Source organism: Mesorhizobium sp. WSM4887 (genome assembly GCF_029625865.1).
Taxonomy (GTDB): domain Bacteria; phylum Pseudomonadota; class Alphaproteobacteria; order Rhizobiales; family Rhizobiaceae; genus Mesorhizobium.
Genome location: NZ_JARTVP010000057.1, coordinates 1 through 265 on the forward strand (window position 1 = coordinate 1; position 265 = coordinate 265).

Genomic DNA, 265 nt, shown 5'->3' on the forward strand with positions numbered 1-265 from the left:
GTGAAGTGGGAGAAGGACCATCGGCGCCCGTGGGGACCGGCCTACGAGGTCGACAATTGGTGGGCGGCCACGGTCCAGCGCGCTGGCGTGCCGGCGGACACCATCAAGTATGCTTTCCGGCACTCGTCGATCGTGCGCGGGCTCAAAGCTGGCTTGCCCGTCCGTTTGGTCGCGGCGCTTCATGACACGAGTTCGGAGATGATCGAGCGGCACTATTCCGCTTTCATTGTCGACGCAACGGAGGAACTAGCTCGCCGCGCTGTCC

General features: G+C 64.2%; 1 pseudogene. It reads left to right on the top strand.

What is annotated here, in order from left to right:
- Positions 1-265, top strand: a pseudogene (locus P9230_RS32300) (integrase); the annotation flags it as partial.